This is a genomic window from Ideonella flava, assembly GCF_051857595.1.
Lineage (GTDB): Bacteria > Pseudomonadota > Gammaproteobacteria > Burkholderiales > Burkholderiaceae_C > Ideonella.
In genome coordinates this window covers 363,494-389,215 of sequence record NZ_JBPZHD010000002.1, presented here as the reverse complement: position 1 = coordinate 389,215, position 25,722 = coordinate 363,494, and the positions used below count along the sequence as shown (strand labels likewise).

The following is a 25,722-nucleotide window of genomic DNA, read 5'->3' as shown; positions in this document are numbered from 1 at the left end:
AGGATTAGGCCGCCGCCATCCGAGTGGTCGCCCTCCCGGGCGGATTGCTCCTCACGCGTCGTGAGGATCTGCACGGAGCGAAGTGTGAGAGGGCGAAAAACAGCCTTCAAATCAATGACTTACAAAGAAAAATCCCTCACTGTCTTGCACTGTCGTGCACCTTGGTGAGGGATTGTCCTGGCGGAAAGGGGGGGATTCGAACCCCCGATACGGGAGGACCCGTATGCCGGATTTCGAATCCGGTGCATTCGACCACTCTGCCACCTTTCCTGCTTTCCGTGACACCCGTGGTCAACGAGTGAAGCCGCGGATTCTAGCCCAGATCCTGCACCTCACTCGTACAGTCCGGCCGCCTCGTCGTCGGCGCGCATCAGGGCGAGCAGTTCGTCGGCCGGAGGGACGCGGGCCGAGCCGTCGGCGCTGTCGAGCAGGGCTTCGGCCAGCTCGCGCTTGTCGCGGTGCAGGGTGAGGATCTTCTCCTCCAGCGTCCCCTGGTTGACCAGGCGGTAGACGGTGACCGGGCGCTGCTGGCCGATGCGGTGGGCGCGGCCGCTGGCCTGGTCTTCGACCGCCGGGTTCCACCAGGGATCGGCGATCACCACGTAGTCGGCCACCGTCAGGTTCAGGCCGAAACCTCCGGCCTTCAGGCTGATGAGGAACAGCTCGCCCTCGCCGGCCTGGAAGGCGTCGACGCGGCGTGTGCGCTCGGCCGTGGGCGTCGAGCCATCAAGGTACTGGTAGGCGATGCCGGCCGCGTCCAGCGGCGCGCGCAGCAACGCCAGGAAGTCGACGAACTGGCTGAACACCAGCGCCTTGTGGCCGTTGGCCACCAACTCGGCCGCGAGTTCGGCGAAGGCCTGGACCTTGGCGCCCTGGGTGCTGAGGTGCGGGCTGACCAGGCGCGGATCGCAGGCGGCGCGGCGCAGGCGCGTGAGGCCGGCGAGCACGTTCAGGTGCGCCTGTCCGGGGGCGTCGCCCTCGAGGGCACGCTCGGCAGCGATCAGCGCGTCGCGTCGTAGCGCCTCGTAGTGAGCCGCCTCGGCTTCGTCGGGTTGCACGCGCAGGACGAGCTCGGTGCGCGGCGGCAGGTCGTCCAGCACCTGGGCCTTGGTCCGGCGCAGCACGAAAGGCGCGATCAGGCGCTTGAGCTGCTTCTGCGCATGCTTGTCGCCCTGCCGCTCGATGGGACCGGCGAAGCGCTCGGCGAAGCGCGCCGCCGAGCCGAGCAGCCCCGGGTTGACGGCCCGCATGATGGACCACAGCTCGCCCAGGCGGTTCTCGATCGGGGTGCCGGAGAGCGCGAGGCGGAAGCCCGCGCGCAGCGCGAAAACGGCCTGGCTGCGCTTGGCCGCGGCGTTCTTGATGGCCTGCGCCTCGTCCAGCACGAGCGTGGCCCAGTCCCGGCTGGCGAAGGCCTCGGCGTCGATCTGCAGCATCGGGTAGGACACCAGCAGCACCTGCCCGGCGGCGGCCACGTCGATCGCCAGGCGCCGCTCCGCGGGCGCACCGCCTTCGGCATAGACATGCACCGAAAGCGAAGGCGCGAAGCGGCGTGCCTCCGCCCGCCAGTTGCCCATCAGCGAGGTCGGCGCCACGACCAGCGCGGGCCCGGCACCTGCCCGGGCCAGCAGCACGCCCAACGCCTGCAGCGTCTTGCCCAGGCCCATGTCGTCGGCCAGGCAGGCGCCCAGGCCCGCATGCGCCAGGCGCATCGCCCATTCGAAGCCTTCCTCCTGGTACGGACGCAGGCCGGCCTGCAGGGTGGCAGGCAGCTTCGGCACCACGCGGCGCGCCTCGTCCAGGCGATTCAGGCGTTCCGCGAAGGCGGGGTCGATCTCGACCTGCGTGCCCTGCACCGCCTGCTCGAGCCAAGGCGCCGCGACGGTCGGAATGCGCAGCGTGGCGAGGTCGTCGCCCTTGGCCCGCTGGCTTTCGGCGACCGCCGCCAGATCGGCCAGACGCTCTCGCAGCTCCTGCGTCAGCGCGGCATAGCGGCCCTCGCCGAGGGGGATGAAGCGGCTGGCGCCGCCGGCCGCGCCAATGAGTTGCTGCAGGCCGAGCACCAGGTCTTCGTCGAAGCGGATCTCGCCCTGGACCGCCAGCCACTCCTGGCGCGTGTGCACTCGCAACGCGAGCTGGCCGAGGCCGGCACTGTCCACCCGCAAGGGCCGCCCCTGCGGCCAGTCCATCTGCACCGCACCGGCCAAGCGATGCAACGCCTCGACCGTGGCCAGCACCTGCTCGGGATCGTCCAGATGCCACTCGCAGGGCGCGCCCGGGTCGCGCGGCGGCAGCCAGTCGCAGCCATCGAGCACCGCCTCGAGATACGCCTGCTCGGCGGCGAGGTCGCGTTGCACACCGAGCATCTCGCCGCGCAGCGTGGCGACGACACGGCGCCGGCCGTGGCCGGGGACCAGGCGAGGGCCTTCGGCGCGGAACTCGTCGCCGAAGGGAGCGGCGACGAGGCGCACGATGAGCCCCTGGCCCGCGGGCGTCAGCTCGGCACGCAGGCGCGTCGCGGCCGGCAGCTCGCGCGCGGCCTGGGCACTGGCCCCCTCGTCGGCATGGATGCGGAAGTGGCTTCCCAGCCCCGAAAGCACCTGCTGCAGCTGGGCCGCGCCTTCGCGCGGGATTTCCAACCCTTGCGGGCCGAGGAGTTGCGCCACGCGTTTCTGGGCCGGCGTCAGACGCACGAGCCGTGCACGCTTGGGCGTCTCGCGCACGATGCACACGAGCCGCAACGCATCCAGCTCTTTCTGCTCGGTGGCACTGCCGCCCCAGCGCGGCGCGGCGGCGTCGTGGCCGACGTTCATGGCGGGCAGCATGCGCACGCGCAGCTTGTCGCCCTCTTCGGTGACGTCGAGCTCGGGGCCGGTCTCGACCAGCTCGATCAGCTGGTCAGGCGCGTCGGTGAAGGCCACCGCTGGATGTCCGGCCAGCGCCACGACGGCGCTCGCCACATCGAGCCGCCAGTCGCGCCCGTAGCTTTCATGGCGGATGGCTGCGGCCATGGCCGCGTCGTGCGGTGCCAGCGCGCCGGCGCCGCGTTGCAGGCGGGACAGCGGCACCTCCTTCGGCTTGCCCCAGCCGCGCGCACCGTGCTTCTGCTCGTGCGGCACGAGGTCGAGCACGCGGCCGTGGTCATCGATCTCGAGCAGCCAGAGCAGGCGCGTGGGCGCAGCTTCGCGCTCGGCGGCCGGCCCGGATCCGCCACTGCCCGTCAGGGCGACGGCCCCCAGCGCCGTCAACGCGGCCTGCCATGGTGACTCGGGGCCAGGAACGAAGAACCAGGATGGCGCCGGCTCGCCGCCCAGCACCAGCATGGCCGCGTCGAGTTCGGCCTCCAGGCGCGTGAAACCAGTCTCCTGCAGCCGCTGCTTCAGGGCCGCCGCGGCGGCGGCCTCTCCAGCCGAAAGCGGCTCGGCTTGCGGGCCGGTCTTCAGCCAGGCGCGCATCTGCCAGCGGGCCAGATCCAGTGGCGAGGGGAAGCCCTCCATGCTGTAGCGCGGCGGCACGAAAGGGCCGGCGGTGCGGGGCACCTCCCCGAGGTTCATCTGCAGGGCCAGTGCGGCGAAGCCGAAGGGCGAATCGAGCACCGGCTCGCGCTTGCCGCCCTCGGCCAGGCAAAACTTGAGCGCCTTGGCATCAGCCGCGGGCTGTCGGCGCGCGAGAAGGCTCATGACATAGAGCCAGCCCAAGCGGGGCGACAACAGATGCTGGCGCTTCTTCGTGCCCGCCCGCAAGGCCGCCAGCGCATCTTCGAAGCCTTGCTCCGCCTCCGGCCAGCGCCCCTGGAGCGCGGCCCTGGCGGCGACGAAGGCGGTGCGCAGAGCAAGCCCCGGCGGCGGCTCGTCGCCGGCCCTCTCCTGGGTGGCATGGAGCAGGAACTCCTCCTCGCCGATGCACAGCGCCGCCTCGCCCGCCAGGCCGCGCAGGGCCACCAGCTGCAGCACAAGCTCCGGGTCGTCCGACCATGACATCAGCCAGCGCCTCGTGTGCTCGCGCACCGACCACCCCTGTGGAGGCTCCCATGCCGCGGCCCAGGCGTGCCAGGCCACGATGAGGGCCTGCAACTGCCAGCCCGGATGCAGGCGGGCGTAGAGCGCATCGTTCAGCACCCGTCCAGCGCCGTGTCGGACAACGCCTGGGCCTGCACGCCCCACGGCAGGCGCGCGTCTAGCGCCTCCACTGCCGCCACCGATGTGCCGCCGAGGATCTCCAGCCGCACCAGCGCAAAGGCTGCTTCGATCGTGGGCACGCGGTCGCCCGTCAGGCGCCCGGCCGCGAAAGTCACGGCCCGGTATCCGTCGGCCCGGCCCAGCGCCTCGCGCAGCGCCGGCAGCGGCACCCGCGCGAGAACGCTCTCCATCACCCCCGGCAGATACCCATTCGCGACACCCCAGAAGCCCGGCTTGCGCTCGTGCTGCTCGATGCAGCCGCGTGCGTCCAATTGGGCGATGGCGGCGCGCACCTCGTCGATCGTCGCCCGGCGGGCCCCGCCCTCGCGCACCCCGGGCTGGGCGAGGAACTCGACCACCCAGGCGCGCGGCCGCGGCGCCGCGCCAAGGGCCAGCGCCACCAGCACATCGCGCTCGATGGCTTGCAGCTCGCCATCCGATCCGTCGTCGAACAGCGAGCCCGACACCGTCACGCCACCAGGCGCGTCTGCCCGCCGAGGTAGGGCCGCAGCGCGGCCGGCACGCTGACCGAGCCGTCGGCGTTCTGGTAGTTCTCGAGCACGGCGACCAGCGTGCGTCCGACCGCCAGGCCGGAGCCGTTGAGCGTGTGCACGAGCTCGGGCTTGCCCTGGGCGTTCTTGAAGCGCGTGCCCATTCGGCGGGCCTGGAAGGCTTCGCAGTTCGAGCAGGAGCTGATCTCGCGGTACGTCTCCTGCGCGGGCAACCAGACCTCGAGGTCATAGGTCTTGGTCGAGCCGAAGCCCATGTCGCCGGTGCACAGCAGCATCACGCGGTACGGCAGCTCCAGCTTCTGCAGGATGGCCTCGGCGTGGCCCGTCATCTGCTCCAGCACCTCGTAGCTCTTGTCGGGATGCACGATCTGCACCATCTCGACCTTGTCGAACTGGTGCTGGCGGATCATGCCGCGCGTGTCGCGCCCCGCCGACCCGGCCTCCGAGCGGAAGCAGGGGCTGTGTGCCGTGAGCCGGATCGGCAGGTGGGCCGCCTGCAGCATCTCGCCCCGCACGGTGTTGGTCAGCGAGATCTCCGAGGTCGAGATCAGGTACTGCTCGGCCTGCTCTTCGCTGCCGCCGCGAAGCACCCAGAACATGTCCTCCTTGAACTTGGGCAACTGGCCGGTGCCCTCCAGCACCTCGCGGTTGACGATGTAGGGCGTGTAGCACTCGGTGTACCCGTGCTCCTGCGTCTGCACGTCGAGCATGAACTGGGCAAGCGCGCGGTGCAGCCGGGCCACCTGCCCCTTCATGAACGTGAAGCGCGAGCCGCTGAGCTTGGCGCCGGTCTCGAAATCGAGGCCCAGTGGCGCGCCGAGGTCGACATGGTCCTTGACCGGGAAGTCGAACGGCCGCGGCGTGCCCCAGCGGCGCACCTCGGCATTGCCGTGCTCGTCGTCCCCCACCGGCACGCTCTCGTGCGGCAGGTTGGGGATGCTCATCAGCATCTGCGCCATCTCGGCCTGCAGGGCTTCGAGCCGCTCGGCGCCGGCCTTGAGCTCTTCGGCGGTGCTCGCCACCTCGGCCATCAGGCCCGAGGCGTCCTCGCCTTTGCCCTTGGCCTGGCCCACCTGCTTGGACAGGCTGTTGCGCCGGGCCTGGAGCTCCTCGGTCCTGACCTGCAGGCGCTTGCGTTCGGCCTCCAGCGAGGTGAAGGCGGGCACGTCCAGGAAGGGTTGCGGAGTCTTGCGGGTCTCGAGGCGCGCGACAACGGCTTCGAGGTCCTTGCGCAGCAGGTTGATGTCGAGCATGGCGGGTGATTTGGAGCGAAGGGCGATTGTAGGAAGGCGCGGGAGCGAAGCCGCCGCAGGAGACTCACGGGCGCCAGGACCCTGTCGACGGCAACGTCAGCGCACGCAGCGAGCCGTTCTTGCGACCTTGTGGTCGAGCATGGGTCGGGCGCAGTGCAGCCCGAGGGACTTCAGGATCGGGACGCGGAAACCGCCCCCATCGACTTGTCGCCCAGGCCCTTGGGCAGCGGGAACTCGATGGTCTCCTGCACCCCGGCCAGCTTGCGCACCGAGAGGGCGCCGAGCGCGCGCAGCCTGTCGACGATGGCATTGACCAGCACTTCGGGCGCCGAGGCGCCGGCGGTCAGGCCCACGCGAGGCCGGTTGTCGAGCCAGGCCTCCTGCAGGTCGTCGGCAGCGTCGACCATGTAGGCCGGCGTCCCCAGGCGCTGGGCCAGCTCGCGCAGGCGGTTGCTATTGGAGCTGGTGGGGCTGCCCACCACGATGACCACGTCGACCTGCGGGGCCATGAACTTCACCGCGTCCTGGCGGTTCTGGGTGGCGTAGCAGATGTCCTGCTGCTTCGGCTCGCGCACCTGCGGGAACCGGGCCTTCACCGCGGCGAGGATCTCGGCCGCGTCGTCCACGCTGAGCGTGGTCTGCGTCACCACGGCCAGGCGTTCGGGCCGGGTGACGGGCGCCGTCGCCACGTCCGCCACGTCCTCGACCAGGTAGATGCCCTCGTGCAGCTGGCCCATCGTGCCCTCGACCTCGGGGTGCCCCTTGTGGCCAATCATGATGAACTCGTAGCCTTCCTTGGCGAGCTTGGCAACCTCGACGTGGACCTTGGTGACCAGCGGGCAGGTGGCGTCGAAGACCTGGAAGCCGCGCTGCGCGGCCTCCGACCTCACCGCCTTGGGCACGCCATGGGCCGAGAAGACCAGCGTCGCGCCGGGCGGCACGTCGGCCAGGTCCTCGATGAAGATCGCGCCCTTGGCCTTCAGGTCGTTGACGACGTAGGTGTTGTGGACGATCTCGTGGCGAACGTAGATGGGCGCACCGAACTTCTTCAGCGCCCGCTCGACGATCTCGATCGCCCGGTCGACGCCGGCGCAGAAGCCGCGCGGCTCGGCCAGCAGGACTTCATGGGGTTGGATCGCCATCAGAGGACTCCGATCAGGCGGACCTGGAAGGTCACGGCCTGCCCCGCCAGCGGGTGATTGAAGTCGAACAGCAGCCAGTCCTGGCCGCATTCGCGCACCACCCCGGCGAAGCGCCCCGTGCCATCGGGCGTCGGGAACTCCACGACATCGCCCACGTGGTATTCCGCCTGCGGGTCGCCATGCTCGGCCAGCAGGCTGCGGCGGACCTTCTGCAGCATCTCGGGGTTGCGCTCGCCGAAGGCCTCGCCCGGGGCGAGGTGGAAGGTGGCTTCGGCGCCCTCTTCCAGGCCGATGAGCTTGTTCTCGATCGCCGGAGCCAACTGCCCTGCGCCGAGCGACAGGGTGGCGGGCTGGTCTTTGAAGGTGCTGACCACGTCCGCCCCATCGGGGCCGGCGAGTCGGTAGTGCAGGGTCAGGTGAGACCCCGGTCGGACAGTGTTCACGGGAGGGCAGACAGGAAGCGCTTTGATTCGATTTTACGGCGCGGCCGACCTGCCCAGGCCCCACTCGCACGGCTTCGGCCTGGCGTTTGCGCAGGCGCAAGGCACGCCCGCACGCTTGCCGCATATTGACTTCCCCACATCCGTCGCCGGCCCGAGCGACACGGCCGATGGCCAGGTGCATGCCACGGGGCACGATGAACGGTCGTCCTCGCATCCGACTGCCTCAAGCTCTGACCAAGGAATCCAACCATGAACAAGAGCGCTCCGCTGACGGCGGCCGTGCTGGTTGCCGCGTTGCTCGCGACCCTCGGCGGCGCCGCCCGAGCCCAGACCTACGCCTTCACCGATCTCGGCAGCCTCGGTAACTTCTACAGCTTCGGCTTTGCGATCAATCCGCAAGGCCGGGTGGCGGGCTTCAGCGGCGTCAACAACGGCTGGAGCCCGACGCTGTGGCGGCGCAATCGCCCAGTGGATCTGGGCCCGGACGGCTACAACTGCCAAGCCCTCGGGCTCAGCAGGCGGGAGGTCGCGGTCGGCCATTGCACGCCCGTGGGCGGCGGCGAACAGCGCGCCGTGCGCTGGTCAGCCGGCGTCGTCACCGAGCTGGCCACCACCGAGAGCCGGGCGCAGGGCATCAATGATCACGACGCGGTCGTCGGCGCGAGCTACCTGCCGACGCTTGCCGCCACGCACGCCATGCTCTGGATCGGCGACCAGGCCACCGACCTGGGCACCCTGCCCGGTGGCAACTACAGCGCGGCCTACGACATCAACGCGGCCGGCAAGGTCGTCGGCGAAAGCATGAACAGCCAGGGCGACATGCGCGCCACCTTGTGGCACGGAACGCGCGCCAGGGACCTCGGCACGCTCGGCGGCCGGGACAGTTGGGCGACGGCGATCAACAATGCCGGCCTGGTCGTTGGCCACGCCCGGACAGTGCGCTACCGGGTGCGCGCCGCGCTGTGGGACGGCGGCAAGGTCATCGACCTCGGCTCGCTGGCGGGCGACCAGAGCTACGCCCTGGACATCAACAACGCAGGCACCATCGTCGGCAAGAGCTATGTGCCGGGCCACCCGCACGACAGGAACAGCCGCGCCGTCATCTGGATCGACCGGAAGATCATCGACCTGAACACGCTGCTCGACGACGCGACGCGCGCGACCTGGGTCTTGCGCAGCGCCAACGGCATCAACGACGCGGGCCAGATCACCGGCGACGCCAAGAACACCGTGACAGGCCGCACGCACGCCTATCGCCTGACCCCTCCCGCCAGCCGGCCCTGAAGGACCCTGGCCAGCGGGCCCATCCCGCCAATGGGGGGTCGCGCCGGAGGCAGCAAGCTTGCTAGCCTTCGGGTTCCAACCTGACGAGCCGGCGAGGGAGCGGCCCTTCATGACGATCAAAGACCTGCCGGCCGCGCTGCGGCCGCGCGAGAAGCTGCTGGCCCACGGGCCGGCGGCGCTGGCGGATGCCGAGCTGGTCGCCCTGCTGCTGCGTACCGGCCTGAAGGGCAAGGGCGTCCTCGCCCTGGCCCATGACCTGCTGGAAGGTTTCAAGGGGATGGCGGGCCTGCTGCATTCGACGGCCGAGGACTTCAAGCGCGTGAAGGGCCTGGGGCCGGCCAAGCGGGCCGAGCTGTCGGCGGTGATGGAGCTCGCGCGCCGGGCGCTTTCGCAACAGCTGCGCCACGCGCCAGTGTTCGACTCGCCGGCCAAGGTCAAGGAATTCGCGGCGCTGAAGCTTGGCGGCCTGGGCCACGAGGTGTTCGCCGTGCTGTTCCTCGACAGCCAGCACCGCCTGCTCGAATGGCGCGAGCTCTTCCGCGGCACGCTGACCCAGACCAGCGTCTACCCGCGCGAAGTCGTCCGCCACGCGATGGACCTGAACGCCGGGGCGGTGATCCTGGCGCACAACCATCCCTCGGGCGTGGCCGAGCCGTCGCGGGCCGACGAGTTCCTCACCCAGTCGCTCAAGAACGCGCTGGCACTGGTGGATGTTCGGGTGCTGGACCACCTCGTCGTCGGCACCGGCCAGGTCGTCAGCTTCGCGGAGCGCGGACTGCTGTAGCCGCCTGGGTGCGTGCGCTTCAGCGACTCGCCTCCAGCCGCACCAGATCGAAGTCGGCACCGCGCGCGCCGTCGGCGCCGGGCTTGACATGAACGACGCGCTGGTTGTCCTTGGTGCCGGCCTTGTAGAGCCTGCCGCCGGGCTCGGCCTTGTCGTCGGCGTTGCAGCTCAGGGTCTTGCCTTCCGATGACGCCGCAGCGGCTCGCGCGCGTGGCGCACTGCAATCCAGCACGGGGCCGAAACGCGCCAGCGCATCGCGGTAGAAGGTGGCCACCGAATCCACCGTATCCGTGCTGTGGTACTTCGCCACGGCCAGCTTGAAGCCCAGCGTGCCGCCCCACAGCGAAAGCTTGATCCCGTTGCCATCTTCACCTGCATCGCGGCGCGCCGCAGCGCCGGCATACAGCGGCAGATCAAGATCGCCGGCGTTGGGAGTCGTGCCGACCTCCAGGCCGGCCCCCGCCGCCTGCACCGCCGGTGCGGAAAGGGCCGCGGCGGCAGCGAGGATGAGCGTCGAAAGGTACAGCGAAGTGGGACGCATGGCAAAAGTCCGCGAAAGCAAGGGATGGCCGCCAGCATCGCGGCCCCGGGCGCCCGAAGCCACCGCCGCGCGACGCAGTGCACGAGCGGCCGACGGAGCGCCCGCCGGGGCGGATGGCCCGCCGCGGCTGGCGGCGACAATCGGGCCATCGTGAAGTCCAACAGCCTGAAGGACCTGGGCCCCCTGCGCGATGCGATGCGCCAGGCCCAGGCCGAAGCCGCCGCCCTGCGCGCGAAGGAGGCCGCCGAGGCAGCCCGGCGGGAGCGGGAGCGGCATGCCTTCGCCCACGCCGTCGGGCCGGTCAAGCCGATACGAGTGACCCACAAAGCCCCCTCGTCGCGCCCCTTGCCGCCGCCCGAGCCACGCCAGCGCGAGCTCGATGAGCAGGCGGCCCTGCGCGAGGCGTTGTCGGACGAGGTCGATGTCGAGTCGCTGTTGCTGACCGACGATGGGCTGAGCTATCGCCGCCCGGACATCAGCATCGACGTCGTCAACCGCCTGCGGCGCGGCCAATGGGCCATCCAGGGCCAGCTGGACCTGCACGGCCTCAGGCGAGACGAAGCGCGGGAAGCCCTGGGCGGCTTCATCCGCCAGGCGCACCAGCAGGGTCGACGCTGCGTGCGCGTGGTGCACGGCAAGGGCCATGGCTCGCCCGGCAAGATGCCGGTGCTCAAGTCCAAGGTGCAGCGCTGGTTGGCACAGCGCCGCGAGGTGATCGCGTTTGCGCAGGCGCCCGGCCCGCAGGGCGGCGCCGGGGCCCTGGTAGTGCTGCTGGGCTCGCGCTGAGAGCTGGAGCCTCCCTCTCGGAGGGAGGTCGGGAGGGAGCCCGCTGCATGCCGGAGCCCCTCTCCTGGAGGGGGCTGGGGGGAGCTCAACATTCGGCCGAAGGCTAACGGTCAATTTCCATTGACCGTCAGCCAAAGGCTGGATAGTCCCCCGGACTATTTGGCCTGCACCGCCGTGCCGAACTCGTCCATGTTGAGCGAACCGTCCTTGTCCTTGTCGAGCAGGTCGAACTTCTCCGAGATGGCCGGCAAGGCCTTGGACTCTTCGCGGGACAGCTTGCCGTCGTGGTTCTTGTCGGCCTTGGAGAACAGATCGGTGGCGCTCGGGGCCGGGGTCGGGGCGGGACTCGGTGCAGCGGTCTGCGCCTGGGCGGTGGCGGTCAGCGCGCACAGCGCCAGGCAGGCAGTCATGAGGGAGAACCGTTGGCGGCTTTGCATCAGCAAGCTCCTCGTGCAGTGATAGGAGCGCCCAATCTAGCGATCCCGTGGTCGAGGACCCAGCACTTTTGCCCAGCGTTGCCTGGCTTACCGCGAGGTGGGCTTGCTTGCGGCTGCTTGCCGATTGGAACAGCGTAAGCAGGGGTTCGCGATCAATCCGGCTGCAGCGGCACCGCCACCGCGGCCAGGGCATTGATCGCCGTCACGGTGGCCCTCCAAGGCCGGCGCGGATGATCCGGCCACGGGGTGAAGCGAACGTGTCGTTCGGCGCCTGGCGCGAGATCGAAATACTCGTCGGCGGGCAACCAGCCTTCGGCCTCGAAGTGCACCGCGCGTGCTGCGGCGCGCGTGCCGAGCCGGACCTCGATCACGCCTGGCTCGCACTCCACCGCCGAGGCCACCAGACCGAGGTCCGCGCGGCGCAGCGTAGCGCCGGGAACGTCGATGAAGTACACACGCTCGGCGCTCGCCTCCTCGCCTTCCCAGCGCGCCAGCAACAGATCGGCCGGCGCAGGGCCGAAGCGGTAGGCCCACGAAAGGTCGATGAAGCCATCCAGCCATTCGCACACGTTCCAGCCCTGGCAGGAACGGGCCGGCAGCTCCAGCTCGCGCGTCGTCTCCGCCACCGGCCATTCGCCCTCGCGGTACAGCCGCAATGTCAGGCGACCCTCGAAGGCGCGCCCATGCTCGTTCACCGCATGCAGCGCGAGGCCGTTGAGGCCCTCGTCGGTGATGCCCAGGTGCAGGGGCTGGCAGACACGCGACAGCGCATGGAAGGCTGCCTTGGGCTGGCCCAGGTCATCCAGCAGGCCCCAGCCGGCGCCGGCCCACAGGTCCCGTGCAAACCAGACCAGGGCACCGCGGCAGGCAGATCCTGCGGCGCGCCACTGGCTGAAGGCACTCGCGATCGCCTCGCCCGCCGCGGCCCTGCCGAGCACCAGGTGGCGGGCCGGATCGGCTTGCCGCAGCCGCTCCGGGTCTTCGCCGAAGAGCTGCCGCACATAGTGGTCGCGCACCTCGTCGAAATCCCAGCCGGCGCCCAGATCGCGCGGGGAGCGGGTCTTCCACAGGGCGCTGTGGCTTCGCACCGGCAGGTCATGGTTCAGCCCCCGCAGTCGCCCGAGCACCTGGTCGGACGGCACCTGGGCGAACGCGAGGCACTCGGTGGCGAACCGAAGGCCGCTGGCCCGCGCATCGGCCAGATCGCGCCGGTATGCGCCGACGCCGTAGTACGAGGTCGTACCGCTGTCGGCCTGGAAGGGGAAGGCCCCGCCGTGCGCGCTCGAAGGCCACCAGGCGACGTCGGGCAGCGTGGCCTTCACCGCCGAGGCGATGCGCTCATGGAACAGCGCCGGCTGCCAATGCTCGCGCCCGGCGCCCCACATGGCCGCCTGTTGCTCGACTTCGGAGTTGCCGCAGACGACGACCACGCTGGCATGGCGCCGCCAGCGCGGCAGCTCGCCGGCCAGCTCCGCGTCGACCTCGGCCGCGAAGGCCGGATCGTCGCCGGGATGGTCCATGTTGGCGAACATGAGCTCTTGCCAGACCATCAGCCCCAGCTCGTCGCACAGCTCGAAGAAAGCCTCGTGCTCGTAGGCCATCGTGCCGCCGACACGGATGAGATTCACGCCGGCGTCGCGCCAGCGGGTGAGAACCTCGCGGTACTGCTCGCGCTCGGCATGCAGGCGCAGCGTGTCCAGCGGTACCCAGCACACGCCGCGGGCGAAGACCGGCTCACCGTTGATCACCAGCCCGAAGCCGCCCCGGGACGTGTCGATCGAGACGGTACGGAAGCCGACCCGCCCGGCCTGCAGCACCTGTTCGCTGCCGTCGGCATGGCGCAGCTGCAGCGTCACCGGATGCGTGGCCGGCGTGCCATGCGTGGCGGGCCACCAGGGCGCGACGTGCTCGATTCGCAACGTGCCGCTCCATTCGGTGCTGCCGTCCTCGCGGGCCACGGGCCGCAGGTCCAACGCCCGGGGTTCGCCGTCGTGATCCAGCCGGACCCTCACGGCATCGACAGATGCCGGCAGCCGGCAGCGGACCTCCAGCTCGCCAGCCTGCCCCACCAGCCGCGGCCGGCAATCGATGTCGGCCAGCTCAGCAGGCGGTGCCAGCCAGATGTCCCTCCACGGGCCGACCACGGCGGCCGGCGGCGACCAGCCTGGCGTCCGCCCCAGCAACGTGGTGCGGAACCATCGCAGCTGCTGCTGCGCCAGCATCGGCGTGCGCCAGCGCGGCCGCGGCCGGCGCCGGGCCAGCTCGACATTCAAGGGGTCGAAGCGGATCAGCAGCTCGTTGCCCTGCTCGCGCAAGCGGGCGCCCAGCGGCACCCGGTGGCGGCGGAACATGCTGCGGCTGTCGAGCAGGCGCTCGCCGTTGAGCCACACCGCCGCCAGCGTCGCCAGGCCGTCCAGGCCCAGGATCGCGTCCGGTCCTGCGCCGGGCGGCGAGTCAAAGCAGCAGCGGTACCACCAGCATTCGGCATCGAAGTCGCGGGCCGGCCCGTCGAGGCTCCAGCGCCCAGCCGCCGCGAGGGCCGCGGCCACGGGCACGGGGCCGTCGATGGGCAGCCATGGGGACTGCGGTGGCGGCTGTTCCTGCCCCGGCTCGCCGGGGGTCAGCGCCCAGGTGCCGGCCAGGCGCATGCGGGCCGGCAAGGCGACCATGCGGTCAGGCGTTGGCCGTGAGTTCTTCGACGGCCGAGCGGATCGCGCCCACGCTGGAGAACACGCTGCGCGTGAGCATGTGATCGGGGAACTCGATGTCGAAGGCGCCTTCGAGCGCCAGCATCACGTTGACGCTGGCGTGCGAGCTCATGCCGGCCTGATAGAGGTCGGCGTCCTCGCCCAGCGTGGCCGCGTCCTTCGCGAGGCGGGCATGCTGGGCCAGGATGGCGCGGATACGGGTGGCGGTGTCGCTCATGGTCGGGTCAGGGGGACTCTGGTTCGGAATGGAGGGTCGCCGGCGTGGTCAGGCCCACCACCACCGCGCAGGCCTGGTCGGCGTCGTGGCTGATCGAGACGGCCCATTCGCGCACGCCGGCCCGCGCCGATGCGGCCGCCGCGCGGCCATGCAGGGCGAGCGAGGGCCGGCCATGGGCAGCGCGGATGAGTTCGATGTCTCGCCAGCCGATGCCGGCCTCGGTCAGGTCCAGCGCCTTGATCACCGCCTCCTTGACGGCAAAGCGGGCCGCCAGGCGCTCGTGCCAGGCCGACTCGCCCTGCACCGCGCGGGCGTCGGCGATCTCGTGGGAGGTGAAAAGCCGCTGGGCGAAGCGATCGCCGAACTGCGCCAGCGAGTCGGCAATCGCCGGCACGCTGACCGTGTCGATGCCGAGGTGCACGCCAGTCGCTCGGCGTGGCAGTGCCAGCGTGAGCTGATCGGCGAGGTCGTGGGCGTGCGGCATGTCGGGCAGGAGGTGTGCCGCAAATCATAGCGGGCACCTCCGACCCAACGTGCCGCGCTCGGGCATAGTTCACGCCCGCGGCCCGTCGCCCCCCTTGGTCGTGGGGGGGGCGATGGCGGCAGATGGCTCGCCCTGCAGCTTCGTGACGAAGCGGCGCAGCGCCCGCCAGACCACCAGCGGCATCTCGTGGCCGCCGTCGAAAGGCAGCCAGGTGACCTCGGCACCGCCCTTCACCAGCAGGTCCCGCAGGCGCTCTCCGGCGCTGAAGGAGAGGTCGCCGTCATGATGGCCGTGGGTGACCAGCGCCGGCAGGCCGCGCAGCCGCGCCACGTGGGGCAACCACTCGTCCAGCGCGATGCAGGTGGAGGAAAGCAGCGCCAGCCCGGCTATGTCATCGCGGTACTCGTCCTGGGTGAGCAGGTGATCCATCAGCAGCATGCCGCCTTGCGAATAGCCGGCCAGCACGAGCCGCGCGCCGGGATGTTCGCGCCTGGCCTGGGCCAGCGTGGCCGCCAGCACAGCCCGCGCCGCCGGCCGCTCCTGCGGGTGGCGGTCGAACAGGTCGCTCGGGCCCGCTGCCAGCCGGGCCGCGCGATGCCCGGGATCCACGGCCCACCAGGAGCAACTGCCGTCTTCGTGCTGCACCGGCCCGGACGGGAGGTAGACGGGCAGGCCGAGGCCCAGCGCCTGCACCATCGGCTGCAGGACCTGCGGCCGCATCGTCAAGCCATGGAGCAAGATCAAGACCAATCGTTTTTGGGGATGGGGCACGGGTCGGATTCCGATGGGGCTATGAGACACTTTCTTGCAGTCCGGCCCGCCCACAATAACCTGAACGAGGCGCCGGCTCCCCTCCTCCACGGACGACCGCCACCATGAGCCAGACCGCCCCGAGTTTCGCGACCCTGCACGAGGCCGTGCGCCGCATCAGCCAGGAGGTGGCGGCCAGGCACGCCGACGATGTCGATGCCAAGGCGCGCTTCCCGCAGGAGACGGTGGCTGCGCTGCGCGAGGCCAAGGTGCTGTCGGCGCTCGTGCCGAAGGAACAGGGCGGCAGTGGCCTGGGGATGCGCGAGGCCGGGGCGCTGGTCAGTGCCCTTTCACAGGCCTGCGGCTCCAGCGCGATGGTGCTGGCGATGCACTACATCCAGCTGGCCTGTGTCGCCCGGCACCACGGCGGCCATGCCCAGCTGCTGCAGTTCCTGCGCGACATGGTGGATCAGCAGTGGGTCATGGCCTCGATCACCTCCGAGGTCGGCACCTTCGGCGATACCCGCTCCAGCATCTGCGCCGTGCAGGTCGAGGGCGAGCGCTTCACGCTGCTGAAGGAGGCCACGACCGGCTCCTACTGCGCGCATGCCGACGTGATCCTCGTCACCGCCCGGCGCGCACCCGATGCGGGCGCCAGCGACCAGGTCCTGGTCATGGTCCGTGAAGGCGACTACTCGCTGGAGCAGACGTCCACCTGGGACACCATGGGCATGCGCGGCACGGTGAGCCCCGGCTTCAAGCTCACTTCGGGCGGGCCGGTGGCGCAGATCCTGCCCGTGCCCTTCGGCGACATCTCGGCGCTGACCATGGTGCCGTACTCGCACATCCTGTGGTCGTCGCTGTGGTGGGGCATCGGTGCCGGCGCCCATGGCAAGGCGGCCAACTACGTGCGCGGCGTGGCGCGCAAGAACCCCGGCACCACGCCGCCCACCGCCGTCGCGCTGGCCGAGCTGACCGTGCAGCTGCAGACCATGCGCCACCACTGGCAGGCCCTGGCCGACGAGTTCGACACGCTGGTGGCCGCCGGCACCGACTCGGTCGAGCTTGCCAAGATCGGCTGGGCCCTGAAGATGAACAGCCTGAAGACGGCCTGCTCCGAGACCGCGCCGCGCATCGTCCACCGCGCGCTGCAGATCGTGGGCATCCTCGGCTACAAGAACGACAGCCCCTTCGCCATGGGGCGGCCGTACCGCGACGCGCTGTCGGCGTCGCTCATGATCTCCAACGACCGCATCGCCGCCAAGAGCGCCTCGATGCTGCTGGTCTTCAAGGACGAATGAAACGCATGAGCCAGACCTACGACATCGAGGGCTTCAATGCCGAGCTGATCGCCGCCGGGCTGATCGTGCCGACGACGATCAAGGGCGGCTACGGCCGCGGCGCGGTGTTCGAGGACATCCTGGAGCGCTTCGATGCGCTGGTGATGCGCAACGCCGCCGGCGACGGTGCCGAGCACGTCACCTTCCCTCCCATCGTGGCCCGGCAGATGATCGAGAAGCTGGGTTACCTCGACAACTTCCCGCAGCTCGCCGGCAGCGTCCACAGCTTCTTCGGCGATGAGCGCCGGGCACGGGAACTTTCCGAGCGGGTCGCCAGCGGCGAGCGCTGGGAGGACCTGCTCGACATCACCGAGGTCATGCTGCTGCCCGCCGCGTGCTACCCGGTGTACCCGATGTTCAGCGGCCTGCTGCCCGAAGGTGGGCGACTGGTCACGGTGAAGAACTGGTGCTATCGCCACGAGCCTTCGGACGAACCTACGCGGTTGCAGTCCTTCCGCATGCGCGAGTTCATCCGCGTCGGCGCGCCTGAAGCGGTGGAGGCCTGGCGCGACGGCTGGCGCGACCGCGCCTTCGTCCTCCTGCAGGGCCTCGGCCTGCCGGTGCAAAGCGACGTCGCCAACGATCCCTTCTTCGGCCGCGTCGGCAAGATGATGGCCACCAGCCAGCGCGAGCAGCGGCTGAAGTTCGAGATCATGGTGCCGGTGATCTCGCTGGAGAATCCCACGGCGATCTGCTCGTTCAACTGGCACCAGGAGCATTTCACCGGCAAGTACGGCATCCGCCAGAACAGCGGCGCGACGGCCCACACCGCCTGCCTGGGCTTCGGCCTGGAGCGCTGCACCCTGGCCCTGCTCAAGACCCACGGCCTGGACCCGAAGCAATGGCCCGCCGAAGTGCGGGCCCAACTCTGGCCTTGAAGCCATGGCCCTGAGCGACATCCGCCACCGCGCGGCCGCCCTGCCCGGCCTGGATCCGGCGAGCTACCGGCGCCACGAGCTTCACGGCGAAGGCGCGCAGTGGCCCGAGAAGAACTGCTACATCGACCTCTGGATCGAGCTGGTCCACGCGCTGGGCTGCGACCCGCACGCCATGCTGGGCCACACCCTGCCGATCGATTTCGAAGGCGACCAGTGGACCTTCTTCAAGCCCTCGCACGACCAGCTCAGGCGGCTGTACGGCATCGACGTGCAGGAGCTGACCATCTGGCGGCCGCTGGCCGACCACGCGCTGGAGCACCTGTCCGCGGGCAAGCTGGTGAGCGTCGAGGCCGATTCGTTCTGGCTGCCCGACACCGCCGGCACCGACTACCGGCAGAAGCACACCAAGACCACCATCGTGCTGGCCGACATCGATCTCGAGGCGCGTCGGCTCGTCTACTTCCACAACGCCGGCTGCTTCGCGCTGCAGGGCGAGGACTTCGCCGAGACCTTCCGCCTCGACCGCGGCGAAGACCCGGCCTACCTGCCGCTGTTCGCCGAGGTGATCAGAAGCGACCGCCGCATCGTGCGGCCCACGGCGCAGCTGCGTGCCATGGCCCGTGAGGACCTGGTGGAACAGCTCGCCCGCCGGCCGGCCAGCAACCCGGTGCGCCGCTTCGCCGAAGCTTTCGAGCGCGACCTGCCGCTGATGCGCGAGCGCGGGCTGGAGCACTACCACGCCTGGGCCTTCGCCGGCACCCGGCAACTGGGGGCCGCCGCCGAGCTCACCGCGCGCTGGCTGGAGTGGATGAGCGCCGGGGCGCCGAGCTCTGGCGAACAGCGCGCCATCGAAGCCTTCGACCGCCTCTCCGCCAGCGCCAAGACCTTCATCCTCAAGGGCGCGCGTCTGGTCTCGTCGAGCAAGCCGGCCGACCTGAGCGCACTCTTCGGCGGCATGGTGCAGGCCTGGGACGAGGGCATGGCTGCCCTGGCCGAAGTCGTCTAGAAGTGCAGCGCCACGACCTCGCTGACACGGCCTGAATCGCCGATGACCGGGATCGCGAGCACCGAGCGCAGGCCCACCTCGGCGGCCTCCGCCTGCGCCGCCAGGGCCGCGCCGCCTGACGCCGCCTGCGCCACCCCGCTGGCCCAGGCCTGCCCGATGGGGCCAAGCGTCTGGGCCGGGCGCGCGCTGAAGCCGTTGGGTGTCAGCCGGCCCTGAGCCTCGCTGAAGCCGAAAGCGCGCTGCAGGCGCATCGCATCCTTCTCGTCCGGCAGCCAGCTCTCCACGCGGCGCGCGATTGGCGTGCCGGCCGATGAAAGCAGGCTGAGGACCCAGGCGTCGCGACCCGGCACGCTGCAGGGCAGCGCCAGGGCCCGGAGGATGCCCGCACTGGCCGCGACCTGCGCCCGGACGAAGCGCGCCGAGGCCCCGACGTTGTCCACGAACACCGCGGACTCGCGCTGCCACGCCAGCCCGGGCACCCCCGCCCCGCGAGACAGCGAACCATCGCGGCTGAGGGCTTCCATCTCGGGCGACGTGGAGCCGAAGTAGCCCTCGGCCAGGCTCAGGTCGCCGGTCACCCGTGGATCGTTGCGCCAGAGCTCGACGGCCCCGACGTGCTGTTCGCTGTCTCCGCACAGCAGCACCACCACCGAGGTGAGGGCCTCGTCGCGGAAGATCGGCCAGGCCACGGCGCAGCTCAGTCCCGCGGCACGGGCCGCGGCGGTGCGCCGGAAGTACGAGCCCTCGAAGCTCCGCAGCAGGATGGGCCGGGCTTCCTCCCAGGCGTGCCCGGGCAGCCCTTCGGCGCGGCCGAAGCACATGGTGCGGCTGATCGCACCGAAGGCCGGCGCCTCGTCGAAGAGGCCGCCCGACAGTTCGAGCAGGTGGCCGTCGGCGCTCGGCACCCACACTTCCGCCACGCGAATGAAGGTCTTGCCCATGTCGCAGGGCATAGCACCTTCCGGGCCAGCGGTGGGCTGGCCCCTACAGATCCAGCACCAGCCGGGGCGACTTCGAGCGCGAGCAGCAGGGTGTGAACTGGTCGTTAGCCGCGTGCTCCTCGGGCGTGAAGTACAGGTCGCGGTGATCCGGCGTGCCGGACAGCACCCGCGTGATGCAGGTGCCGCACACCCCCTGCTCGCAGGAGGTCTGGACGTCGACTCCAGCATCGGCCAGGGCCTGCACCACCGTCTTGCCGGCAGGCACCATGACGATGCGGCCGGAGCTCGCGATCTGCACCTCGAAAGCATCCCCTTCACTGGCCGGCGCCGGGTCGGCGGCGAAGTACTCGCAATGCAGCTGCGCCTCGGGCCAGCCTTTTTCGCGGGCCGTGTTCAGGACCGCGTCCATGAAGCCCTTGGGCCCGCAAACGTACAGGTGCTCGCCCTCGCCGGGCGTGGCAAGCCGGGCGGCGATGTCGAAACGCTGCGACGGCGGGCCGTCGTCGAAATGGAACTGCGCCTTCGAGGCGAAGGCCGCGTTCGCGATGCGGTCGTGGAAGGCCATCCGGTCGCGCGACCGGGTGCAGTAGTGCAGCTCGAAATCCGCGCCCGTGGCCGCCAGGCGCTCGGCCATGCACAGGATGGGCGTGATGCCGATGCCCCCGGCCAGCAGGAGGTGGCGGCGCGCATCGTGCGCGAGCGTGAAGTGGTTCTTCGGCGGGCTGATGGTGACCACGTCGCCGACCTGCACCTGCGCATGCATGGCCTCGGAGCCCCCGCGGCTGGTGGGCTCGCGCAACACCGCGATCAGGTAGCGGTGGGTCTCCTTGGGATCGTTGCACAGCGAGTACTGCCGCGTGTGCCCGCCCACCGTCACATCGACGTGCGAGCCGGCCGAGAAGCCGGGCAGCGGCTGGCCATCGACCGCCACCAGCTCGAAGCTGCAGATGCCCTCCGCCTCGACCGCGCGGGCGGATACGCGAACCTGGATCATGGGGTCATCTCCACCGCCACCGCACCGCGCTCGGCGGCGAGCAGCCGGTCGATCACCTTGCGCGATTGCACGCCGCCGGCATCGATGTTGAGCTTGAGCAGCGGCCGGTCGGGCCAGGCCAGCAGGTTCTTCTGTTGCTGCTCCAGCATCTGCAGGTCCTCCGCGAAGATCTTGCCCTGGCCTTCGCGGATCTTGTCGGTCAGCGCCTGGTCATGCGCCTGGAAGTTGCGGGCCATGCCCCAGAAGTACCAGATCGAGGTCTCGGTCTCGGGCGTGATGAAGTCGACCACGATGCTGGAGGCCTTCACGCTCGGGTCGGCGTCGTAGCCGCCGCGGCCGGCCAGCGCCACGCCCACCTCGATCATCACGTGGCTGGGGGGCGTGAAGTGGCAGATCTGCCAGCGGTCCACCGGCTGGTCGTCCGGCAGGCCGTTGCCGCGAAGGGCCATCTGCCAGAACGGCGGCGCCATGATGCCGTTCATGAAGCGGCTGGTGATGACGTGGTCGCCCTCGACGCGCGTGGCGACCGGCGCCTCGTCGATCTCCTTCTGGCCGATGCTGTTGGCGTGCACGTAGGTCTCGTGCGTGAGGTCCATCAGGTTGTCGACCATGAGGCGGTAGTCGCAAGCGATGTGGTACAGGCCGCCGCCATGAGCCCAGGCCGGGTCCTCGGCCCAGGGCAGGTGGTGGATGGTGGCCGGGTCGGCCAGGGCCGCGTCGCCGGGCCAGACCCAGATGAAGCCGTAGCGCTCGACCACGGGGTAGCTGCGGATGGCCGGAAAGCCCCGCACCCGCTGCCCCGGCATGGCGACCGTCTTGCCGTCGCAGCCCATCTCCAGGCCGTGGTAGCCGCAGACCAGCTTGCCTTCACAGACCCGGCCCAGCGAAAGCGGCGCTCCACGGTGGGGGCAGAAATCCTCCAGCGCCGCGACCCGGCCCTCGGGGCCGCGAAAGAAGACGATGGCTTCGTTGCAGATGCGGCGGCCGAGCGGCTTGCCAGCGATCTCGTCGGGCGTGCAGGCCACGTACCAGGCGTTCTTGGGGAACATGGGAGTCTCCTGTGGGATCGGTTGGGGCTCTGATTGGATCCAATTATGGCTTGGATCTCCCATTCAATGCCAGAATAGCGGCTATATTGGATCCAGCATAGCGACGCGAAGCCCATGTCTCCCACCCCCGTCCCAGGCGACAGCAGCAGCGTCGTCGCCCGCTTGCGCCGCCTGATCGACGAGGGCCGCTATCCCGCGGGCACCCGGCTGGCCGAGATCCCGGTGGCCGAGGCACTGGGCGTCTCGCGCACCCCCGTGCGCCTGGCCTTCCGCACGCTGGCGCAGGAGGGGCTGCTGCAACCGCATGGCAAGCGCGGGTTCGTCGTGCGGGAATTCTCCGAAGCCGACGTGCAGTGCGCGGTGGAGGTCCGCGGCGCCCTCGAGGGCCTGGCCGCCCGCCGGCTCGCCGAGCGCGGCTTGCCGCCCGATGTCGAGGCCGCCCTGCTCCAATGCCTGGCCGATGGCGAGCAGGTGCTGGGCAAGGGGCATCTGGTGGCGGACGACGTAGGCGCCTGGGGCGCGCTGAACCACCGCTTCCACTCGGCCATCGTCGGCGCGGCCGGCAGCCCGGTCATCGCCGACGCGATCGCCCGCAACAACCACCTGCCCTTCGCCTCGGCCGACTCCATCACGCTCGACCTGGCCGCGCTGGACCGCGAGTACCAGAAGCTGCGTTTCGCGCAGGCCCAGCACCAGCTCGTGGTCGAGGCCCTGCAAAGGCGCGAGTCCGCCCGCGTCGAGATGCTGATGCGCGAACACGCCTACATCGGGCTGCGCTACGGCACGCTGTTCGGCTTGACGAGTTCGGCAGCGGCATGACCTCCCGGGTCATCGCCGGCACGAAGCAAGAGGCAGACACTGGCTCCATCGTCAACAACTCAAGGAGCTCTCCGTGTCCGCCGACGTCATGCTTCCCCTCGCCGTCGCCCTGCTGATCGGCATCCCCGCCTTCGGGTCCTGCATCGGCATCGGCCTGGCGACGATGAAGTTCCTCGAGGGCGCCGCGCGCCAGCCGGAGCTGATCCCCCAACTGCAGACGCGCTACTTCCTCGGCGTGGGCGTCACCGACGGGGCGTTCATCATCGCCACCGGCATCGGCCTGTGGCTGGTGACGGCCAACCCTTTCAAGTGAGCGTGCGGGGCTCGAGCCCCGCGGCTTCGGCGATCAGCTCGATGGAGCGCCGGCGTTCCGCCGGGTCGAAGACCGCCGAGACGATCATCAGCTCGTCGGCCTGCGTCTCTTCGATGAAGCGCTGCAGGCCCGCCCGCACCGACTGGAGCGAGCCGACGATGGAGCAGGCCAGCATGCCTTGTGCATGGTGCTTCTCTTCCGGTGTCCAGTAGGCCTCGATGTCGTCGATGGGCGGCGGGAACAGGCCCCGGCGGTTGCGGACCATGTTGGTGAAGGCCTGCTGTTGCGAGGTGAACAGGTGTCTCGCCTCGTCATCGGTCTCGGCGGCGATCACGTTCAGGCCGACCATCGCATGCGGCTTCGAGCACTGGGCGGACGGCCTGAAGGTGCTGCGGTAGACCTGCAGCGCCGAATGCAGCGCCTGAGGCGCGAAGTGCGAAGCGAAGGCATAGGGCAGGCCGAGTGCGGCGCCGAGCTGCGCGCCGTAAAGGCTGGAGCCGAGGATCCACAGCGGGACACGCAAGCCGGCGCCCGGCACCGCACGGATCTTCTGGCCCTCCTGCGCCGGCTCGAACAGGGCCTGCAGCTCCTGCACGTCCTGCGCGAAACGATCGGCCGCGCGGGGATCGGTGCGCAGCGCCAGGGCGGTCAGCGAGTCGGTGCCCGGCGCGCGGCCGAGGCCCAGGTCGATGCGGCCCGGATAGAGCGACTCGAGCGTGCCGAACTGCTCTGCGATCACGAGGGGCGAATGGTTGGGCAGCATCACGCCACCCGCGCCCACGCGGATGGCGGACGTGCCCTGCGCGAGGTAGCCGATGACGACCGATGTGGCCGCACTGGCGATCCCGGTCATGTTGTGGTGCTCGGCCACCCAGTAGCGGGTGTAGCCGAGGTGATCCGCGGCGCGGGCGAGATCGAGGCTGCGGTGCAGGGCATCGGCGGGCGTGGAGCCGAGGGTCACAGGGACCAGGTCGAGCAGGGACAGGGGTGGCATGGCGGAGAATGTTGGCCCAATCCCTCCAACCCCATGACTTCAGAGGATTCGATGAGCGACACGGACGCCGCCAAGCCTGCACCGCCCCCACTGCCCGACCACCTGTCGGTCGAGCCGACCAGCCCGTTCTACGTCGCCGCGGTGTTCGAGCACGAGGTGGGCATCCGCTTCAACGGCAAGGAGCGGCACGACGTGGAGGAGTACTGCATCAGCGAAGGCTGGGTCCGCGTGCCCGCCGGCAAGTCGCGCGACCGCAAGGGCAACCCGCTGATGATCAAGCTCAAGGGGCAGGTGGAGGCGTTCTACCGCTGAGCTGAATCCCCCATCGCTGCGGCCACCTCGGCCCGCAGCTCATGCTCGCGGCCCCGATAGCGCGGAGAGAAGTGGAAGGGCACGACCTTCTTCGCACGCACCCGCCGCGCGATCTCGCCGGCCTGTCGAGCGGTGAGGTGGTTCTTGCGCAGCGCATGGTCCTTGTCGGCTTCGAGAAAGACCGACTCGATGTGGAGCAGGTCGGCGTCAGCCAGCAGCTCTTCCAGCTGCTCGATGTTGGCCTCGGTGAAGCGCAGGTCCGTCACGTAGCCGATGCGCCGGCCGGGCACGGTGTCCAGCACCAGCGCGCGCAACTCGGCCACCGGCCGCACCTGCCGATGCGCGCCCTCCCGGTCCTGCCAGACCACGTCGATGGGCATGTCGTCCGGCGCGCCTGCCAGCACGGCGGCCTTGAGCTCGCTCAGCCAGGCGCCGGTGGCCAGGCCCATCTCGGCGATTCGCTCGGCGCGCACGCGCAACTGCGCCTTCTCCTCGATCGCGAAGGCCAGCACCGGCATCTCGTGGTCGACGATGCGGGCTCGGACGCGGAACAGCGGGTCGTCGAGCAGCACGTCCTGCGGATCCGCAGGCAGGGCCAGCCCGTCCTCGCGCGCGAAGAGCGCCCTGCTGTCGAACCGCGCCTGCCTTCGCGAGCCGTCGAATTCCAGCGAACGAGCCTCGATGAGCATGGGCACCGCATACCGGTGGACCACGTTCCAGGTGTAGGCGCGCAGCTTGTGCTCCACCTGGTCGACGAAGCCGGGCCCACCCCAGACCGTCCACTGCGGCAATCGGCCCAGCCCCAGCGCGAGCAGGTGGTCGAAGCCGGCGAAGTGATCCATGTGGGTGTGCGTGACGAAGGCGTGGGTCACGCGAAGCAGCAAGCGCGGCGCGAGCGCGGCGATGTCGCCCAGATCGAACAACAGCGCCCGGCGTTCGTCGCGCACATCGACCACCAGGCCCGGCTCGTTGGCGCTCGGGTCGACGAGGTGCAGGTCCAGCGTGGTTCGCACCGCAGCGGCGGGCTGCTCAGGGCCTGGGGGGTGCCCGCGGACGCAGGCGCACGGAAGCGCGCCAGAGCGTGAACTCCACGTCCTCGCTGGAAGCGAGTTCCCTGCCCTGGTCATCGAGCAGGATCACGCGCAGGCGGTGGACGCCGCGCGGAACGTCCGCGAGTTCGAAGGCGGGCGCTTCCTGGACCTGGCCGATGGGCGCACCATCCAGCAGGGCCTGCAGGCGCGCGCCGGCGGGCAGATCAGCCACGACAACGCCGACGTGGCCGTCGCTCTCGTGGATGACCTGCCCCGGCTGGGGGGCCGCGAGATGCAGGGGCGCGGCCAGCGCGCTGCCCCCGATCGCCAGGGCGGCGAACAGCAGCAGTCGCGCCGGTCTGATCACAGCGCGCCCCGATGGTCAGTGGAAGAAGAGGTAGAGCAACACCAGCAGGACGCCCGGCACGCCGAGCAACCAGGCCAGGAAGTACTTGCCCATGATGGCCTCCAGTCGTTGAAGATGGGCTCCAGCCTAGGCTTCGCACCCAGGGCGTGGTGGCGGCGG

26 protein-coding genes and 1 tRNA gene are annotated in these 25,722 nt (G+C 70.3%); 9 read left to right on the top strand and 18 right to left on the bottom strand.

From position 1 onward, the window contains the following. Positions 1–178: 178 nt before the first annotated feature. From ACS5PM_RS05465 to ACS5PM_RS05440, 6 genes are all read right to left on the bottom strand, one after another. Positions 179–270, bottom strand: a tRNA-Ser gene (locus ACS5PM_RS05465). Positions 271–332: 62 nt separating this feature from the next. Continuing rightward, a complete protein-coding gene (locus ACS5PM_RS05460) occupies positions 333–4,118 on the bottom strand; it encodes a DEAD/DEAH box helicase (RefSeq protein ID WP_439386295.1) in 3,786 nt (1,261 codons plus the stop codon). Next, the gene (locus ACS5PM_RS05455) at positions 4,112–4,645 is read right to left on the bottom strand and encodes a hypothetical protein (protein WP_439386293.1); all 534 of its coding nucleotides are present in this window, start codon (positions 4,643–4,645) and stop codon (positions 4,112–4,114) included. Before ACS5PM_RS05455 ends, ACS5PM_RS05460 begins: the two co-directional genes overlap by 7 nt. A 2-nt stretch (positions 4,646–4,647) precedes the next feature. Further along, positions 4,648–5,943, bottom strand: coding sequence for a serine--tRNA ligase (gene serS / locus ACS5PM_RS05450; protein ID WP_439386291.1), 1,296 nt, complete (start codon positions 5,941–5,943; stop codon positions 4,648–4,650). Positions 5,944–6,113: 170 nt separating this feature from the next. Further along, complete coding sequence (ispH, locus tag ACS5PM_RS05445) at positions 6,114–7,085, bottom strand: 4-hydroxy-3-methylbut-2-enyl diphosphate reductase (RefSeq protein WP_439386289.1); 972 nt, start codon at positions 7,083–7,085, stop codon at positions 6,114–6,116. Next, the gene (locus tag ACS5PM_RS05440) at positions 7,085–7,528 is read right to left on the bottom strand and encodes an FKBP-type peptidyl-prolyl cis-trans isomerase (RefSeq protein WP_439386287.1); all 444 of its coding nucleotides are present in this window, start codon (positions 7,526–7,528) and stop codon (positions 7,085–7,087) included. Before ACS5PM_RS05440 ends, ispH begins: the two co-directional genes overlap by 1 nt. 249 nt (positions 7,529–7,777) lie before the next feature. On the opposite strand from ACS5PM_RS05440, the gene ACS5PM_RS05435 reads away from it, so the two are divergent. Next, positions 7,778–8,812 (top strand): DUF3466 family protein, encoded by a 1,035-nt coding sequence (locus ACS5PM_RS05435; RefSeq protein WP_439386285.1) that lies wholly within the window; start codon positions 7,778–7,780, stop codon positions 8,810–8,812. Between the two features lie 109 nt (positions 8,813–8,921). Then, positions 8,922–9,596, top strand: a complete 675-nt coding sequence (gene radC / locus ACS5PM_RS05430) for a RadC family protein (RefSeq protein ID WP_439386283.1) — start codon at positions 8,922–8,924, stop codon at positions 9,594–9,596. Positions 9,597–9,615: 19 nt separating this feature from the next. On the opposite strand, the gene ACS5PM_RS05425 is transcribed toward radC, so the two are convergent. After that, positions 9,616–10,137, bottom strand: coding sequence for a hypothetical protein (locus ACS5PM_RS05425; protein WP_439386281.1), 522 nt, complete (start codon positions 10,135–10,137; stop codon positions 9,616–9,618). 150 nt (positions 10,138–10,287) lie between these two features. Here ACS5PM_RS05425 and ACS5PM_RS05420 point away from each other — a divergent pair, with 150 nt between their 5' ends. Then, complete coding sequence (locus ACS5PM_RS05420) at positions 10,288–10,923, top strand: Smr/MutS family protein (RefSeq protein WP_439386279.1); 636 nt, start codon at positions 10,288–10,290, stop codon at positions 10,921–10,923. 155 nt (positions 10,924–11,078) lie between these two features. Here the strand turns inward: ACS5PM_RS05420 and ACS5PM_RS05415 are convergent, their stop codons facing one another. From ACS5PM_RS05415 to ACS5PM_RS05395, 5 genes are all read right to left on the bottom strand, one after another. After that, a complete protein-coding gene (locus ACS5PM_RS05415) occupies positions 11,079–11,360 on the bottom strand; it encodes an EF-hand domain-containing protein (RefSeq protein WP_439386277.1) in 282 nt (93 codons plus the stop codon). A gap of 152 nt (positions 11,361–11,512) precedes the next feature. Continuing rightward, positions 11,513–14,029, bottom strand: a complete 2,517-nt coding sequence (locus ACS5PM_RS05410) for a glycoside hydrolase family 2 protein (protein ID WP_439386274.1) — start codon at positions 14,027–14,029, stop codon at positions 11,513–11,515. A gap of 4 nt (positions 14,030–14,033) precedes the next feature. Continuing rightward, positions 14,034–14,285, bottom strand: coding sequence for an acyl carrier protein (locus ACS5PM_RS05405; RefSeq protein WP_439386272.1), 252 nt, complete (start codon positions 14,283–14,285; stop codon positions 14,034–14,036). 7 nt (positions 14,286–14,292) lie between these two features. Beyond that, positions 14,293–14,769, bottom strand: coding sequence for a holo-ACP synthase (acpS, locus tag ACS5PM_RS05400; protein WP_439386271.1), 477 nt, complete (start codon positions 14,767–14,769; stop codon positions 14,293–14,295). A 69-nt stretch (positions 14,770–14,838) separates the two neighbouring features. Next, on the bottom strand, positions 14,839–15,513 hold the full coding sequence (locus ACS5PM_RS05395; RefSeq protein ID WP_439386268.1) for an alpha/beta hydrolase: 675 nt from the start codon (positions 15,511–15,513) through the stop codon (positions 14,839–14,841). A gap of 131 nt (positions 15,514–15,644) precedes the next feature. Between ACS5PM_RS05395 and ACS5PM_RS05390 the strand changes: the two genes are divergently transcribed. The 3 genes from ACS5PM_RS05390 to ACS5PM_RS05380 are packed head-to-tail and all read left to right on the top strand — an operon-like array spanning position 15,645 to position 18,743. After that, the gene (locus ACS5PM_RS05390; RefSeq protein WP_439386266.1) at positions 15,645–16,820 is read left to right on the top strand and encodes an acyl-CoA dehydrogenase family protein; all 1,176 of its coding nucleotides are present in this window, start codon (positions 15,645–15,647) and stop codon (positions 16,818–16,820) included. 5 nt (positions 16,821–16,825) lie between these two features. Then, positions 16,826–17,737, top strand: a complete 912-nt coding sequence (locus ACS5PM_RS05385) for an amino acid--[acyl-carrier-protein] ligase (protein WP_439386264.1) — start codon at positions 16,826–16,828, stop codon at positions 17,735–17,737. A gap of 4 nt (positions 17,738–17,741) precedes the next feature. Continuing rightward, positions 17,742–18,743: a DUF1839 family protein gene (locus tag ACS5PM_RS05380; protein WP_439386262.1), complete on the top strand. Its 1,002-nt coding sequence runs from the start codon at positions 17,742–17,744 to the stop codon at positions 18,741–18,743. Here ACS5PM_RS05380 and ACS5PM_RS05375 read toward each other — a convergent pair. The 3 genes from ACS5PM_RS05375 to ACS5PM_RS05365 are packed head-to-tail and all read right to left on the bottom strand — an operon-like array spanning position 18,740 to position 21,727. Continuing rightward, positions 18,740–19,684: a hypothetical protein gene (locus ACS5PM_RS05375; protein ID WP_439386260.1), complete on the bottom strand. Its 945-nt coding sequence runs from the start codon at positions 19,682–19,684 to the stop codon at positions 18,740–18,742. The genes ACS5PM_RS05380 and ACS5PM_RS05375 overlap by 4 nt on opposite strands. Before the next feature lie 43 nt (positions 19,685–19,727). Next, positions 19,728–20,678, bottom strand: a complete 951-nt coding sequence (locus ACS5PM_RS05370) for a PDR/VanB family oxidoreductase (RefSeq protein ID WP_439386258.1) — start codon at positions 20,676–20,678, stop codon at positions 19,728–19,730. Continuing rightward, on the bottom strand, positions 20,675–21,727 hold the full coding sequence (locus tag ACS5PM_RS05365; RefSeq protein ID WP_439386256.1) for an aromatic ring-hydroxylating dioxygenase subunit alpha: 1,053 nt from the start codon (positions 21,725–21,727) through the stop codon (positions 20,675–20,677). Before ACS5PM_RS05365 ends, ACS5PM_RS05370 begins: the two co-directional genes overlap by 4 nt. Positions 21,728–21,841: 114 nt before the next feature. Here ACS5PM_RS05365 and ACS5PM_RS05360 point away from each other — a divergent pair, with 114 nt between their 5' ends. After that, positions 21,842–22,546: a GntR family transcriptional regulator gene (locus tag ACS5PM_RS05360; RefSeq protein ID WP_439386254.1), complete on the top strand. Its 705-nt coding sequence runs from the start codon at positions 21,842–21,844 to the stop codon at positions 22,544–22,546. Between the two features lie 88 nt (positions 22,547–22,634). Further along, positions 22,635–22,859, top strand: coding sequence for a F0F1 ATP synthase subunit C (gene atpE, locus ACS5PM_RS05355; protein WP_439386846.1), 225 nt, complete (start codon positions 22,635–22,637; stop codon positions 22,857–22,859). Here atpE and ACS5PM_RS05350 read toward each other — a convergent pair. After that, positions 22,852–23,853, bottom strand: a complete 1,002-nt coding sequence (locus ACS5PM_RS05350) for an LLM class flavin-dependent oxidoreductase (protein WP_439386252.1) — start codon at positions 23,851–23,853, stop codon at positions 22,852–22,854. The genes atpE and ACS5PM_RS05350 overlap by 8 nt on opposite strands. Before the next feature lie 51 nt (positions 23,854–23,904). Here ACS5PM_RS05350 and ACS5PM_RS05345 point away from each other — a divergent pair, with 51 nt between their 5' ends. After that, complete coding sequence (locus ACS5PM_RS05345; protein WP_439386249.1) at positions 23,905–24,165, top strand: DUF3297 family protein; 261 nt, start codon at positions 23,905–23,907, stop codon at positions 24,163–24,165. On the opposite strand, the gene ACS5PM_RS05340 is transcribed toward ACS5PM_RS05345, so the two are convergent. Beyond that, on the bottom strand, positions 24,156–25,178 hold the full coding sequence (locus tag ACS5PM_RS05340) for a ribonuclease Z (protein WP_439386247.1): 1,023 nt from the start codon (positions 25,176–25,178) through the stop codon (positions 24,156–24,158). The genes ACS5PM_RS05345 and ACS5PM_RS05340 overlap by 10 nt on opposite strands. Positions 25,179–25,194: 16 nt before the next feature. Beyond that, positions 25,195–25,563 carry a hypothetical protein gene (locus tag ACS5PM_RS05335; protein ID WP_439386245.1) on the bottom strand — a complete coding sequence of 123 codons (369 nt, stop codon included), beginning with the start codon at positions 25,561–25,563 and terminating at the stop codon, positions 25,195–25,197. Between the last annotated feature and the right edge of the window lie 159 nt (positions 25,564–25,722).

What these genes read in the sequence shown, in the direction of transcription:
- ACS5PM_RS05385 (WP_439386264.1), top strand. Translation starts at nt 16,826, where the DNA reads ATGAGCCAGACCTACGACATCGAGGGCTTCAATGCCGAGCTGATCGCC.
- ACS5PM_RS05390 (WP_439386266.1), top strand. Translation starts at nt 15,645, where the DNA reads ATGAGCCAGACCGCCCCGAGTTTCGCGACCCTGCACGAGGCCGTGCGC.
- atpE (WP_439386846.1), top strand. Translation starts at nt 22,635, where the DNA reads ATGCTTCCCCTCGCCGTCGCCCTGCTGATCGGCATCCCCGCCTTCGGG.
- ACS5PM_RS05365 (WP_439386256.1), bottom strand. Translation starts at nt 21,727, where the DNA reads ATGTTCCCCAAGAACGCCTGGTACGTGGCCTGCACGCCCGACGAGATC.
- ACS5PM_RS05370 (WP_439386258.1), bottom strand. Translation starts at nt 20,678, where the DNA reads ATGATCCAGGTTCGCGTATCCGCCCGCGCGGTCGAGGCGGAGGGCATC.
- ACS5PM_RS05375 (WP_439386260.1), bottom strand. Translation starts at nt 19,684, where the DNA reads ATGGGCAAGACCTTCATTCGCGTGGCGGAAGTGTGGGTGCCGAGCGCC.
- radC (WP_439386283.1), top strand. Translation starts at nt 8,922, where the DNA reads ATGACGATCAAAGACCTGCCGGCCGCGCTGCGGCCGCGCGAGAAGCTG.
- ACS5PM_RS05345 (WP_439386249.1), top strand. Translation starts at nt 23,905, where the DNA reads ATGAGCGACACGGACGCCGCCAAGCCTGCACCGCCCCCACTGCCCGAC.
- ACS5PM_RS05360 (WP_439386254.1), top strand. Translation starts at nt 21,842, where the DNA reads ATGTCTCCCACCCCCGTCCCAGGCGACAGCAGCAGCGTCGTCGCCCGC.
- ACS5PM_RS05410 (WP_439386274.1), bottom strand. Translation starts at nt 14,029, where the DNA reads ATGGTCGCCTTGCCGGCCCGCATGCGCCTGGCCGGCACCTGGGCGCTG.
- ACS5PM_RS05415 (WP_439386277.1), bottom strand. Translation starts at nt 11,360, where the DNA reads ATGCAAAGCCGCCAACGGTTCTCCCTCATGACTGCCTGCCTGGCGCTG.
- ACS5PM_RS05435 (WP_439386285.1), top strand. Translation starts at nt 7,778, where the DNA reads ATGAACAAGAGCGCTCCGCTGACGGCGGCCGTGCTGGTTGCCGCGTTG.
- ACS5PM_RS05405 (WP_439386272.1), bottom strand. Translation starts at nt 14,285, where the DNA reads ATGAGCGACACCGCCACCCGTATCCGCGCCATCCTGGCCCAGCATGCC.
- ACS5PM_RS05425 (WP_439386281.1), bottom strand. Translation starts at nt 10,137, where the DNA reads ATGCGTCCCACTTCGCTGTACCTTTCGACGCTCATCCTCGCTGCCGCC.
- ACS5PM_RS05350 (WP_439386252.1), bottom strand. Translation starts at nt 23,853, where the DNA reads ATGCCACCCCTGTCCCTGCTCGACCTGGTCCCTGTGACCCTCGGCTCC.
- ACS5PM_RS05380 (WP_439386262.1), top strand. Translation starts at nt 17,742, where the DNA reads ATGGCCCTGAGCGACATCCGCCACCGCGCGGCCGCCCTGCCCGGCCTG.
- ispH (WP_439386289.1), bottom strand. Translation starts at nt 7,085, where the DNA reads ATGGCGATCCAACCCCATGAAGTCCTGCTGGCCGAGCCGCGCGGCTTC.
- serS (WP_439386291.1), bottom strand. Translation starts at nt 5,943, where the DNA reads ATGCTCGACATCAACCTGCTGCGCAAGGACCTCGAAGCCGTTGTCGCG.
- acpS (WP_439386271.1), bottom strand. Translation starts at nt 14,769, where the DNA reads ATGCCGCACGCCCACGACCTCGCCGATCAGCTCACGCTGGCACTGCCA.